Raw genomic sequence first — 13247 nt, 5'->3', positions numbered from 1 at the left:
GCACATCCAGTATCGGGGGCCCCGACTTTTTCAAACTTCCGGGCATCGATCAGAAGCCCATCGACTTCTTTAGATCCTGATCGATCCAAGCGCGCGCCCAGATCGGCGCATCACGCCGAGCGGAGACCGAAATCTCGCCATAATAGTTTTTGACCCACGGCCACCATACCGTGAACGAGCGCGGCCTGGGCAGAAACAGGAATGGCGCTCGCGCGGTCATCTCATTGGTGAGCGCGGCGACGGCCTTCTTGACCTTGTCCGGGTCCCTCTCCTGCTGGATGGCGTCGAGCGCCGCATCGACCTTCGGGTCGTTGACGCGGGCCGTATTCCAGACGGACGAGGAGCGGAACAGTTTCTCGACTGAAGCGGTCGGATTGCTCATACCTGCGAAATGCCAATAGCCGGGGCCGTGCTTGCCGGATGTCATCAGACTGAGGAACGCCCCATACTCCTTTGGCTCGATGATCATCTTTACACCGATTGCCGACAGATATCCGGCTACAATCTGTGCCTTCTTCAATTGGTCAGCGTAGGTCGGAACTTGAGCCTTGAACTCGAAACCATTCGCAAGACCCGCTTCGGCTAGGAGTTTCTTGGCCTTGGCCGGATTGTATTGGAGAACCTCCCGTGCCTCCTCCGGCATCTTTTCGGGCGGCGTGAAATAGCCTTCCCAAGTTTCATCCAATGGCAGGTGTGGGAAATCAGCGTGGCCGCCATAGATCTGCTTCGCGATGGCGGCCCGGTCGACCGCGAGATTCAAGGCGAGACGTACCTTCGGGTTGTCGAAGGGTGGTGCATCGACCCGCATTGCCAGCGCCTCACCCGCATAGTCGGGGTGTTCGATGACTTTGATTTTATCTTGGATCGGCGCCAGTGACTTGAGTTCGTCCCAGTTGATATTCGCCATGACATCGATCTTGCCGGTGCGGAAGGCGGCTAGGCGTGTCTGTGAATCCCCGATCGTCCGCATCACAAGGTTATCGACGAATGGGATCTTGTAAGGTTTGCCGTCGATCGTCTCGCGGTCCCAGTACTCCTTGTTAGCCTGATAATCCCCGAAGGCCCCGGCCTCATACCGCGTCAACCGGAAGGGACCCGTGCCGCAGGCATTCTGCCAGTTGCCAGCACCGCCGTTAGGGGCCTCCGTGATCTCTTTGGGATAGATGCCGGCGTAGTAGCCGTAGCCGAGACGGTATTTCCACTCCGAGTTGTACTCCTTTAGGAAGAAGGTCACTTGGTGCGGTCCCGTCTCCTCGGCCCTGTCGATGAAGGAGAAATAGACTTTGTTCGCCTTCGGGCTAGCGATGAGACGGTTATACGCGAACACGACATCCTTGGCGGTAAAGTCGCGCGCTTCCATGATGCCTTTGCAGGCCTGCCATTTCACGTTCTTGCGCAGGTTGACAACGATTGAGAGCGGTTTGTCGACGACCTCCCAGCTCTCTGCGAGTTCGCCGCGCAGCACGTCGTCGGAGAGCCAGGCCTCGCTGAAAAAGTTGTTCTTTCCGCCGCCACGTACGCCCTTGCTTAGGTCGCCCACCATCAGCTGCTCCATATAGGGCCCCGCATCAATCGATACCTTCCAGTTCCAGTCGGCGGGATCCCACGACAACGCCGAAATCCCGGGGGAGTAAGGAGAGATGGTCAGCGTGCCACCGTATTTCGGCTCCTGTGCGCTCACGGCTTGGGTCGCAATTATAGCCCCGAGCGCGGCTGCCGCCATTGTTCCGAGATGTCCGCGTGCCATTCCTTGTTCCTCCTTAGTGTTATGGTTGTTCGCTCAATTGCGGACTATTCCGCGCGGATCGAGAAGATCGCGGAGAGAGTCTCCGAAGATGTTCACGCAAAAAACGATCAGAGTTATCGCGAGGCCAGGGGCCGCGACCATCCAGACGTTCTCGAACATGTAAGGGCGGGCATCGCTCAGCATACGGCCCCACGCGGGTGCCGGCGGCGGCACGCCAAGACCAAGGAAGCTGAGACTCGATTCGACCAGGATCACGCCGCCGAGCCGCGTGGTGTAAAGCACGATGAGGGGCGCGGCGATCGTCGGCAGGATGTGCCGGAGAATAATGTGCCAGTTACCGGCGCCGAAGGAATGGCCCGCCTGCACGTACAGCTGCTCGCGCGCCGACAGTACCGCGCCCCGTACGATGCGCGAGCCGGCGACGCCGTAGAGGATGCCGAGGAGGGCGATGATCTGCACGATCCCGGGGCCGAGAACCGCGACGCCCGCGATCAGCACGATCAGGTCGGGAAAGCTCTGCCAAGTATCGACGAACCGCTGAACCAGGGCGTCGAGACGTCCGCCGAAATACCCGGACAGAACTCCGAGCGTGACCGATATGGCGAGCGATAGCAGCGCGGCGGTGATACAGACGATAACGGAAGTACGGGCTCCGTAGATGACCCGACTGAGGATGTCGCGACCGAGTTCGTCTGTCCCTAGTGGGTGAGACCAGGACGGCCCCTGCATCAGCGATGTAAGGTCGATCGCGTCGAAGTCGTACGGTGCGAGCCAGGGTGCCAGGAGTGCGCAGAGCACGATCGCGGCGAGAAGGCCGGCGCAAACCGTTCCGAGAATGTCCTGTTTAAAAAGGCGACTGAAGAAAGTCCGTACGGGCGCTGCCCAGGCGCCTCGGTCGGGACCTGCGTCGGTCTTCAGGGTCGAATTGATAGCCATGCGTCAGCCCTGACGAATCTTGGGATCTAGGAGGGCGTAGCTGATGTCGACGAGCAGGTTGATCGTCATTACGCCGACGCCCACGAGGAGAAAGATGCCGGTAATGACCGGATAGTCCCGCTGCGACACCGCCATCAGGAGTAGTTGGCCCATACCGGAGATCACGAAGATCTGCTCAATTACGACCGCGCCACCGATCAGCAGGGGCAACTGCAAGCCGACGATGGTTATGACCGGCAGAAGCGCGTTTTTGAGGACATGGCGCAAAACGACCGTCCGCTCGTCGAGACCCTTGCTCCAGGCCGTGCGGACATAATCCTGGCGCATGACTTCGAGGACCATCGTACGGGTCATCCTCATCGTCACTCCGGATAAGGCGATGCCGAGGACGATCGCGGGCGGCACCATCTGGCGGAGGCTAAGGAGGGGATCGTCGGTCAGCCCAACATATTGCGTGGTCGGCGCGATCCCCCAGAGAATCGCTGGCAGGATCACCACCAACGTCCCGAGCCAAAAAGGCGGCACGGACAGGGCTGTGATGGCAAAGACACGGCCGAGATAATCGACCGGCTTGTTTTGCCGGATCGCCGAGATGATGCCGACCGGCAGCGCGATCAAGAGGGCGAAGATCATGGCCAGCACCCCTAAATAGAGGGTAGTCGGTATGCGTTCAGCGACGAGGCTAGTGACGCTCTCTCCCGTCCAAAGCGAGCGACCGAAATCTCCGTGGAGCACAATTGAGCTGATCCAGTGCCAATATTGTACAAGGACCGGCTGATCGAGCCCGAGTGCCTTGATAAGATCTTCGCGGGTCTTGACGCTGGCCGAGATATCGTTCTGGGACATCATCATGTCGATCGTGTCTCCCGGTATCAGGCGAATGGCCGAGAACACAATAACGCTCGCTAGCAGGAAGGTCGGCACGAGGGCGACAAGGCGACGAATTAGATATCTCAGCATGACGCGGTCCATTGGAGGGCGCGCTCACCATGCAGATTGGCTTGGTCCGACAGCACCACGCTCTTGTCCCTCTCTATGTGAAAAAGGCCGCTGAACGCCCGCTCATCAAAAAATGAGGTGAGTTCTCTATTTGCAGATCAGTTGCAATCTGGCACATCCAATCTGGTCATACCATTCAAGCGTGCTCTTGGCGGCGGTGTCAAGGCGAATGTTGTCGCGGTGGCGTAGCTCCGGGGTGCTTATCTACTCCGAGAACCATTGACCGACCGAATTGGATATGCCAATTTGGTCCAACCAGATCGCGATGTTTCCCGAAACGCATGCGCACCTGGATGATTTAATTGACGTCGAAATCTCGAAGGAGGACGCGCCGTGGCGAAGGAAAAGAGCGGCTACTATGGTCAGCGAAGGAAATTCTGGTCGTGGGGATATGAAGGTGAAGATAATTCCCAAGAAGAAATCCGTACCATGCGAGATCGCGTGGAGCAGCGGCTTGGAATTAAAGACATCGAAGTTCTGTCAGACCCGACTCTAGATGAGATTGAACTTTATCCGTCGCGCATAAAGATCCCACGAACGCTGGAGGATTTCTGCACCTCGGAAAAATGGGACAGAATTGTTCATACGTATGGTAAGGGTTTCAAGGACATGACCCTTATCTACCGGCGCGATTTTAAGAAGGCTCCGGACGTCGTGGCCTATCCGCGCGACGAAGAAGACATCGCCGCTATCTTCGACTGGTGCGGGGAAAATGGTTATGCATGCATACCGTATGGCGGCGGATCGAGCGTCACCGGCGGCTTCTGGGGTCCCGAGCGCGACGCCTTTCCCGGCGTCGTCGTAATCGACTTGGGCAACCTCAACAAGATTCTCGAAGTCGACCCCGTGTCACGCTGCGCGCGGATCCAGGCCGGCATTCTCGGTCCGGCTCTGGAAGAGCAACTGAAGCCGCATGGCCTCACCCTGCGCCATATTCCGCAATCGTGGGAATTCTCATCGCTGGGCGGTTGGATCGCGACTCGCTCGTCCGGTCACTATGCGACCCATCTCACGCATATTGACGACATGGTAGAAAGCCTGCGCGTGGTCACGCCGGCGGGAACGATCCAGAACCGCCGGCTGCCAGGCTCGGGTGCGGGACCCAATCCGGATCGGCTGTTCATCGGGTCTGAGGGCTCGCTGGGCATCATCACCGATGCATGGATGCGTTTACAGGGGCGTGTGAAATTCCGTGCGAATGCATCGATCTCATTCAAGACGTTCTATCAAGGTGCCAAGGCCGTCCGTCAGATCACCCAAGCAGGACTATTCCCGGCGAACTGTCGTTATCTGGACGAGCAGGACGCCAAATTCTACGGCGCTGGAGACGGCACCGATTCGGTCCTGTTGCTGGGCTTCGAATCCGCCGACCATCCGATGGACGCGTGGCTGGAGCGCAGCCTCGAAATCTGCAAGGACTTCGGTGGCGTCGTGAAGCAACGCGCGGGAACTGCGGACAACGCGCTGGAGACCAGCCGTAGCGGGCCGCAGGGTAGCTGGCGGCACCAGTTCAGGTATCTGCCCCGGCTGATGCATACGCGCGCCGCGATGGGAATCGTCAGCTTCACGTTCGAAACTGCCTACACTTGGGATAAGTTCGAAGAAGTCGATACCGAGATCATGCGACGCATGCGGAAAGCCCAGAAGGAAAATCTTGGCGGCGGCATCGTCTGCCGTAGGTTCTCCTTCCTGTATCCGGACGGCCCGGCCCCTTACTATTCGGTCATGGCTCCTTCGACACATGCCAACAGCCTTGAAGCCTATACGATGCTCCACGACGTGGCGTCAGATGCGCTACTTGAACTCGGCGCCACCATCACGCACCATCATGCTGTCGGCAAATCGTTCCGTCCTTGGTACGACAAGGAAGTCGATCCGTTGTTCCGCCGTGTGCTGGCAGCCGCCAAGACCGAACTGGACCCGAAGTGGATGTTGAATCCTGGGCTTATCGTTGACAAGCCAGCAGGGCTAAAGATCGTCGGATAGGAGTCCTCTGCGATGATTGATCTATACTTCTGGCCAACCCCGAACGGGTATAAAGCAGCCATAATGCTGGCAGAGTTGGACTTGGAGTATCGTGTAGTTCCGGTTGATATAACGGCAGGTGAGCAGTTTCATCCGGAATTTCTGAAGATCAATCCAAATAACAAAGTGCCGGCCATCGTGGATCACGATGGCCCGCACAACAAGCCATATGCAGTTTTTGAATCCGCGGTCGTTCTTATCTATCTCGCGGAAAAGTCCGGTAGATTTCTCTCTCAGGATCCTGAAAAGCGCTACGATACGCTAAAGTGGCTTGTATTTCAGAATACGACGATGGGTCCAATGCTGGGCCAAGCGCACCACTTCATGGTGTATGCGACTGAGAAGATCGATTACGCGATCGAACGTTATGATCGGGAAGTTGGTCGAATATACAACATTCTCGAGAAGCGCCTTGGCGAATTTGAATATCTCGCCGGCGAGTATTCCATCGCTGACATCAGCACATTCCCTTGGGTTCGCACGCGAAAGCTGCATCGACGTGACTTGTCGGAGTACCCGAACATTGATCGATGGTACCAGGCGATCAAAGACCGTCCGGGGGTTAGGGCGGGCATAAATACGTTGTCCGACAGCAAACAATGGGAAGCGAAGCCGGGCACCGAGGCCTGGAAGAATATGTTCGGAAAGAACTGAAGTTCGCAACAATCCAAAAGCGAGCGTCGACTCGAATGACTAACTGGGTAAAAGCCGCTCTTACGAAAGATGTGTCGGATGACAGCATTCAGCAGCTCAATATCAACGGATGCAAAGTTGCGCTCTACCGCTGCGGCGAAGAGTATTTTGCCACGTCTGACGTTTGTACTCATGCCTATGCACTTCTGTCCGACGGTTGGCTCGATGGTTACGAGATCGAGTGCCCGCTTCATGGCGCCCGCTTCGATGTTCGAACGGGCGCGGCGTTGACCTCACCAGCAGAAACGGCCCTGGCAACCTATCCTGTTCGTGTCGCCGGTGATGCTGTGGAAATCGATGTCACCTCGGCACCGTCTAATCCCGACGCGTCAACCTAACTTAACGGCAAGGGGGGCGACGATGTCGCCATTTTGTGTGACGCCCCCATCTCGTCCGAAATAGCCGCTCCGCTTTGCTACAAGAAAAATAGAGGAGGTCGAATTGACCAGCTTCAGGTCGGAAGTACCCAGCCCTGTGAGGCCGAGCGACGGTGGTGTCAGAGGTGGGCCAATCACACCCGAAATGGTTTCGAAGCTGCTGGACGATCGACCCGATGACGGAATATTTCGGGTAGATCGGACGGTGTTCACCGACCAGGATATTTTTGAGCGCGAACTTACTCACGTTTTCGAGGGGACTTGGGTTTTCGTCGGGCTGGAAAGTCAGTTACGCAAGCCGAATGACTTCGTGACGACGTACATCGGGCGCCACCCCGTCCTGATTACAAAGGACGGGACTGGAGAAATTCGATGCTTCTTTAACACCTGTCGCCACCGCGGGGCGATCGTTTGCCCCTTTAAGAAGGGCAATCAGAAATTCCATGTTTGTCGCTATCATGGGTGGTCGTACGATAGTGCCGGCAAGAATGTTTCGATGACCGATGAGAAGGATGGCCAGTATCCGCCGTCCTTTCTTGCGGATGATCATGGCCTCAAGCCTGTTCCCAAGATTGCAAGCTATCGAGGGCTTCTGTTTGCAAGCGTGTCGCCCGACGTGCCGACGCTAGAGGAGCATCTTGGTGACGCGCGCGCGTTTATCGATCTCGTTGTCGATCAGGGCATCGAAGGGCTGGAGTTCGTTGACGGAAACGTAAGCTACACGTTCGACGCCAATTGGAAGCTTCAGTTCGAGAACGGGCTTGATTATTACCACTTCGCTTCAACGCACAGTTCGTATATCGACGTTCTCAAGAAGCGTGAAGTGCGGAGAGGACCGCTAGAAGTAAAGCCGTGGAATCCGACAGAGACCGACCCCGACGCGCAAGGAAGCTTCAGCCTGGCGAGGGGGCACGCGATGATGTGGTCCATTCATGCGTCAAGGGTTTATAAGCTCCGCCCTCTCAATCAGGATGGCAAACTTCTGTCGACGGTTCAGGGGCAGACTCGGGAAGACAAGCTCAAGTGGATGTTTCGTCAGCGCAATCTCACGATTTATCCTAACCTGCAGATCGTTGATATCGGCACGCTGCAGTTGCGGACGTGGCGGCCATTGGCTCCGGACAAGACGGAGATTACGTCTCACTGTCTTGCCCCAGTTGGTGAAAGTGACGAGGCGCGCCGCGTTCGCATCCGTCTGTATGAGGATTTCTTCAATCCGAGCGGTCTTGCGACGTCCGACGACAACGTCATGTACGAGCTTTGCCAGACCGGCTACGGAGCTCGTTTCGCTGGTCCTACGCAGGGGTATGCGCGAGGCTTGAGGCCGAAGTCCGGCGAGGCACTCAACTACTCTTCCGAATTGCAGGTTTCACCTGATCGGTGGACCTATGGAGCGCCCCTGTTCGGCGATGAGACATGCTTTCATTCCGGTTACCGGGAATGGCTGCGCCTTATGACTCGTGATCCCTCGGAAGGCTAGGTTAGCGACATGTCAGAGGATGATTACCTGAAGATTGCTACTCGCGTTCTCTTCACGGAGGCAAGACTTCTGGATCAGAAGAAATTCCGCGATTGGGTCAAGCTCTACGCTGACGATGCGATTTTCTGGGTGCCGGCCTGGAAGGACGAGTACGAGACGACGTCCAATCCGAACCGCGAGCTTTCAATGATATATCATGAGAACTCATATGGGCTGAGTGACCGAATTGACAGGATACAGTCGCGAAAGTCCATCACGGCGATGCCGCTTCCGCGCACGGTTCATTCCTATACGAACATCATGGTCGATGCGGCCTCGACGGATTCGATCGAGGGAAATGCCTGCTTCACGGTTCATACGTACGATCCGCGCGCTTGTAAAAGCCATACCAACTTCGGACGCCTTGAATTTCGGCTGCGCCGTCTTGGAGAGGCTTGGCTGATCGGATTCAAAAAGATTTCCCTTACGAACGATCAAATGGCCACTGCGCTCGATTTCTACAGCGTCTAGCAAGTGCGTCGCAGATGAATATCAGCAGAATCTGCCAACTAGCCTTCGGCTGAAGGTATTGAATGTGAGAGTGCTCGGCGCCTGTCAACGGCGGATAAGGAGGACGGGCGCGCCGAATGTGCCCTTCCCCTACAGGGAGCGCTAAAATGCGTTTTGTGATTGTCGGAGCAGGCCTCGCGGGGCACACAGCCGCCGTGCATCTTCGCGAGTTGGCGCCACAAGCCAAGATCGATATTCTCGGAGACGAACTCGGCCTGCCGTATGATCGCCCGCCGCTGTCCAAAGAAGTCCTTGGCGAGGGCGCACCGCGCTATCTGGCAAACGCGGAGACCTATCATGAGAACGGTATTTCGTATCATCCCGGACAAACCGCGACGCAGATCGATCGAAACCGCTCCGAAATTCTAACCGCTTGCGGAAATGCTTATGCTTACGATCGGCTACTCCTCGCGACCGGATCGCGGGCGAGAAAATTGCCGGATAGCGTCGGGCAAAGCTCGAAAATTCTCTATCTGCGAACGCTTGAAGACGCGGTTCGCTTGAAATCCGTGCTTCGGGAATCGCGTCGAATTGCTGTGATCGGCGGCGGGTTCATTGGGTTAGAGGTTGCTGCCGCCGCTCGAGCGATGGCCTGCGAGGTTTTTCTGTTTGAGATGACGGATCGGATACTATCTCGCGGCATGCCTGCTATCCTGAGCCGTTGGGCTGAGAAATTGCATCGCCTGAACGGAGTCCAGTTCGAATTTGGCTCAAAGATCGATTCAATTCATCATCAGGATGATGGTTCGTTGCGATTGCGCTGGAATGCATTCGCAGATGTCGACGCAGTCGTTGTCGGGATCGGGGTTCAACCCAACACCCAACTTGCATCGGACGCGGGGCTGGACGTCGATGATGGTATTGTCGTGGATGATCGCTGCCAGACATCTGATCCGGCGATCTTCGCTGCGGGAGAGGTGACGTCACACCCCGTCTTAGGCGGCGCGTTTCGTCAGCGACTTGAGTCCTGGAAGGTGGCCTCGGGCCAATCGCTGGTCGCGGCGAAATCCATGGCAGGGATTGACTCGCATTATGCGGAGCCGCCGTGGCTATGGTCGGACCAGTTTGGACACAACATTCAGTCGTTAGGAGTGCTGCAAAATGCTGACCGCAGTGTCGTGCTGGACGATCCTGAAACGAACAATTGGACGGCAATCTTCCTCGATAGTCACGATAAAATTGCCGGCGCAATCGCGGTGAACAACGGCCGTGATATTTCGATGCTAAAGCGTGCCTTGCTTCATGACGGAATCATTCCAGAGAAACTGCTCAATAGAGCCGCCAGATAGCGCTCCTATTACGTGTTCATCATGAGAACCGAGATACCGAGCGATATGCTTGGCTTCGACCAAACTCATTGCGCCTATGTTGGCGCGGTTCATGGCGACGGACAGAAGCTTTTTTGAAGGCTCGCCGAGTGCGTCATTTCGCTAAGCGAGCCGAAGGGTAGCCCTCGGAGAGCATCCTCAGGAAAGAGTCAGAGCGGGGTTCCCATTGTCGGCTCTCCAATAGGCCGAATAGTAAAGCCGGTTTGGGCCCGCGCCATGCGCAGTTTTCGTTGCCTATTCCGAAGCTCTAGCCGGGACCGCGTTCGCAGCCGCGCCTTCCCGATCCGGCTAAGCTGGTCCCGCCGATGTTCAAGTGCGTCATGGCGGCGGATAAGGGGCCGGAAGGCGAGAGGAAGTTGTCAGTTAAGGTAGATAGCATCAAAGCAGAAGGGGACGCCGCATGTATTGTAATATAGCCGTCAGATCCTCGGTTGCCGCGTCGCGCGACGCACCCGTCGACCATAACGCTCGTTATCCGTCGGATCGGGGTGCTTGCCGCCGCCCTTCCAGTCGTCGGAGATCAGCCAGTCCTCGAAATAGTAAAGCCACGTTGTGGCCCAGGGTACGAATGTCTGATCGATCCGCATCGTGCCGGTCCACTCGCGCGTTCCTGGCAACGTGAGGCACAGGCGCAGGGGATCATGATAGACGTGCGGCAGGGGCCGCTCACCCGCCAAAGCCGAAAGCTCGGGGTCCGTGACGAAGACGCTTGGTGTTTCGCCCCGCTGAAATGTAATGCGCATGGAGTATTCACGGCTAAGGGGCGTCGGCCTGTCACGATAATCCCAAATAAAGCCAGTCGCGTGCAGCCGGCCTGTCCCCGTACAGATGGGATTGGCGCGCAGAAACATAAACTGCTGCGCGGGCGTCAGGTCTGGGCGGTCACGCGAAAACACCTAGTCACCGAAGAACGTGTTGGAGCGAACCGGCGTCGCATTGGCCGCGCTGGACAGCGTGAGCCCGACCGTCGGCGCGACGTAGAGCTTCTTGGCCGTGCGTGCCTGCGAAATGCTGTCGGTGCGAGCATCGATAACTTTGCGAACGACCGAACTCCCGAGGCTTCCTTCCAAGCTCTTGCCGATAACGTCGATGCCCTGCAAATCCGGAAGGGCCTCGAAGTCCGCCAGTGCCTTCGCATGCCACTCGTAGAAGGCGGCGGCGCGAGCCGGCTCAGTATTCCAGCGCTCGGCGAAGTTCTCGCCGACCGTGGTTTCGTTGGCCACCACATAGATCCGCCGACCATTGACGACCGGCTTATCGATGAAGTGTGGCATCAACCGAATGGTCGCGATCAGAACGTCAAGTTCGGAATCGAAAACAAAGCTCTTGACGCAATACTCATACGACTGTGCCGCGAGCGTGGTGATGATGATGGAGATCGGTGCGATCTCCTCGACGACTTCCAGGAAATGCACATCACGATGCCGCTTGAGGATCTGCACCGTCCGCCGCAGGATGCCTTTGGCGGTGCCATGCACAGGGAAGGGCTCGACGGCCGCACGGTCCTCGGCAGCGAGAGCCTTTTGCATCCGCAAGGTGGGGATTAGGGCTGCCCTGCGTTCAAAGAGCGCCTTGTAGCCTTTCGGATTCGTCGGTTTGAATTCCCGCAGCTTCTTGTCGGGAACCAATTCGCCGCCGTTGGCGCATTTGGCATTGTTGATCGTCGGCGAGATGTCGAGATGATATTCGCGTGCGTAGTTCAAGCGCCAGCAGCGCTTCTTCTCTTCGAGCATGGCAGCGTAGCGCGCGTTCTCCTTCAGGCGATCGCCGACAATGCGTTTCAACTCTGCCGGTGGCCGGTCAGCGGTAAAGCGCAGCACCTTGCAGATGAGATCGACGTCGAAATCTTCGCGCCCGATCGGTTTGACCGTCGTGCCGAGGCCGGTCGAGCCGTGAGCATAAATATCGATCCACTTCAGAAGAGGGTTGTCCGACCCGGAGAGCCATTCCGCGACAGCCTCGTAGCTCGTCCGCGCAGCCTCAAGCTGAGCAGCGGTCAACTCCAGCGCTTGGCAAATCTGATCGAGGAGCGAGTAAACCTCGGCTTTGCGCAAAAGCAGATGCGTCTGGGGAGGCGCCGTGAACATCTGATTCATGGCTCAATTCCTTTCACGGTGTAGATAGGTTTGAACGATTCGGCAGTTTCCGTCAGAAAAACGGGTTCAATGCGAGGACGCTCCTTACGAGCTGATGAGGCGCCCATGCCTTTGAGTTGCGCGATCTTGCGCGTGTCATCGAGATTGAAGAAATCCTTCGGCACATCCGGGCAGCACCGGAAAATCGCCTCACGTTCGTATTGATGGCCGGTAAGCAACTTCGCCATACCAAGCGCGCCATGCGACTGGCCGTCCATGAACAGGCGGGTCACATCCTTTGCGAGACCGCCCCAACCAGGCGCCTCGCCGATCATGTAGACCTCGTTGACGCAGCCCAGGCTCAGCACTCGCAGACTGCTGGCCGGCCAGTCGAGCAAAGTGACGGCCTCGACCACCGCCAACGCGATCGGGTTGTTGGCCCATACGCCGCCGTCGAGCAGACCGACATCCTCGGCGGTCCGGTGGCGCTTGTAGTAGGTGGGCGCGGCGGCCGTCGCCATCGCGGCATCGACGGCGAGGCGCTTGTAATCGGTCTTGAGGCGGGGATGATGCGCTGTCTTGAAAATATAGACACCGCGATGGTCGGCATCCCATGCGGGAATCACCAGTCGCGTTCTCGCATCCCCAATGCGCCTGCTGCCGAGAACTGTAGAGAGTTCGCTCCGCAGCAGATCAGCGTCATGCTTCGGGGTGACGATGTGCTTGAGGCGACGCCACGCGTCGCCGGCGAAGCTCGCCAGAGCGCCGCCCGACTGTCCAAAAATGTGTGGGCCGCGACGGACATAGAGGTCAAGGAGATCACGCGCGGGAAGACCCATCGCCAATCCGATCGCCAGAATGCCGCCCGTGGACGTTCCTGCGATCAGATCGAAATACTCTCCGATGGGCCGGTCGAGATCCTCTTCCAGAGACGTAAGAAAGGACGCCGGCTGCGTTCCCATGATGCCGCCGCCGTCAATCGAGAGAATTCGACGAATCGGCGGTTTATCTGAAGGAACTGCAACCTGCGTCATGTCG

Annotated in this window: 13 protein-coding genes; 7 read left to right on the top strand and 6 right to left on the bottom strand. The window is 57.4% G+C overall.

What is annotated here, in order from left to right:
* Positions 1 to 49: 49 nt before the first annotated feature.
* Genes K408_RS0102870 through K408_RS0102860 form a run of 3 tightly spaced genes read right to left on the bottom strand, consistent with a single transcriptional unit; the run spans position 50 to position 3655 of the window.
* Entirely contained in the window at positions 50 to 1747 is a 1698-nt protein-coding gene (locus K408_RS0102870; RefSeq protein WP_024337245.1) for an ABC transporter substrate-binding protein, read from the bottom strand.
* A gap of 33 nt (positions 1748 to 1780) precedes the next feature.
* Positions 1781 to 2683 carry an ABC transporter permease gene (locus K408_RS0102865; protein WP_024337246.1) on the bottom strand — a complete coding sequence of 301 codons (903 nt, stop codon included), beginning with the start codon at positions 2681 to 2683 and terminating at the stop codon, positions 1781 to 1783.
* Positions 2684 to 2686: 3 nt separating this feature from the next.
* The gene (locus tag K408_RS0102860) at positions 2687 to 3655 is read right to left on the bottom strand and encodes an ABC transporter permease (RefSeq protein ID WP_245265867.1); all 969 of its coding nucleotides are present in this window, start codon (positions 3653 to 3655) and stop codon (positions 2687 to 2689) included.
* A gap of 360 nt (positions 3656 to 4015) precedes the next feature.
* Here K408_RS0102860 and K408_RS0102855 point away from each other — a divergent pair, with 360 nt between their 5' ends.
* From K408_RS0102855 to K408_RS44065, 7 genes are all read left to right on the top strand, one after another.
* Positions 4016 to 5668: an FAD-binding oxidoreductase gene (locus K408_RS0102855; RefSeq protein WP_024337247.1), complete on the top strand. Its 1653-nt coding sequence runs from the start codon at positions 4016 to 4018 to the stop codon at positions 5666 to 5668.
* 12 nt (positions 5669 to 5680) lie between these two features.
* Positions 5681 to 6361, top strand: a complete 681-nt coding sequence (locus tag K408_RS0102850) for a glutathione S-transferase N-terminal domain-containing protein (RefSeq protein ID WP_006018763.1) — start codon at positions 5681 to 5683, stop codon at positions 6359 to 6361.
* Between the two features lie 35 nt (positions 6362 to 6396).
* Positions 6397 to 6738 (top strand): non-heme iron oxygenase ferredoxin subunit, encoded by a 342-nt coding sequence (locus K408_RS40890; protein ID WP_006018764.1) that lies wholly within the window; start codon positions 6397 to 6399, stop codon positions 6736 to 6738.
* 184 nt (positions 6739 to 6922) lie between these two features.
* Positions 6923 to 8257, top strand: a complete 1335-nt coding sequence (locus tag K408_RS0102845) for an aromatic ring-hydroxylating oxygenase subunit alpha (RefSeq protein WP_237863165.1) — start codon at positions 6923 to 6925, stop codon at positions 8255 to 8257.
* A 9-nt stretch (positions 8258 to 8266) separates the two neighbouring features.
* Positions 8267 to 8767: an aromatic-ring-hydroxylating dioxygenase subunit beta gene (locus tag K408_RS0102840; protein ID WP_006018766.1), complete on the top strand. Its 501-nt coding sequence runs from the start codon at positions 8267 to 8269 to the stop codon at positions 8765 to 8767.
* Positions 8768 to 8913: 146 nt separating this feature from the next.
* On the top strand, positions 8914 to 10095 hold the full coding sequence (locus K408_RS0102835) for an NAD(P)/FAD-dependent oxidoreductase (protein WP_006018767.1): 1182 nt from the start codon (positions 8914 to 8916) through the stop codon (positions 10093 to 10095).
* A gap of 76 nt (positions 10096 to 10171) precedes the next feature.
* Positions 10172 to 10240 carry a DUF2274 domain-containing protein gene (locus K408_RS44065; protein ID WP_244438006.1) on the top strand — a complete coding sequence of 23 codons (69 nt, stop codon included), beginning with the start codon at positions 10172 to 10174 and terminating at the stop codon, positions 10238 to 10240.
* Positions 10241 to 10553: 313 nt separating this feature from the next.
* Here the strand turns inward: K408_RS44065 and K408_RS0102830 are convergent, their stop codons facing one another.
* Genes K408_RS0102830 through K408_RS0102820 form a run of 3 tightly spaced genes read right to left on the bottom strand, consistent with a single transcriptional unit; the run spans position 10554 to position 13243 of the window.
* Complete coding sequence (locus K408_RS0102830) at positions 10554 to 10985, bottom strand: type II CBASS E2 protein (RefSeq protein ID WP_006018768.1); 432 nt, start codon at positions 10983 to 10985, stop codon at positions 10554 to 10556.
* A 45-nt stretch (positions 10986 to 11030) separates the two neighbouring features.
* Positions 11031 to 12230: a nucleotidyltransferase domain-containing protein gene (locus K408_RS0102825; RefSeq protein WP_006018769.1), complete on the bottom strand. Its 1200-nt coding sequence runs from the start codon at positions 12228 to 12230 to the stop codon at positions 11031 to 11033.
* Positions 12227 to 13243 (bottom strand): CBASS cGAMP-activated phospholipase, encoded by a 1017-nt coding sequence (locus K408_RS0102820; protein WP_006018770.1) that lies wholly within the window; start codon positions 13241 to 13243, stop codon positions 12227 to 12229. The genes K408_RS0102825 and K408_RS0102820 overlap by 4 nt, the downstream gene beginning before the upstream one ends.
* Between the last annotated feature and the right edge of the window lie 4 nt (positions 13244 to 13247).

Origin of the sequence: Bradyrhizobium sp. in8p8 (assembly GCF_000426845.1) — a bacterium.
Classification (GTDB): Bacteria; Pseudomonadota; Alphaproteobacteria; order Rhizobiales; family Xanthobacteraceae; genus Bradyrhizobium; species Bradyrhizobium japonicum_C.
This window is presented reverse-complemented; position numbering and strand designations above follow the sequence as displayed.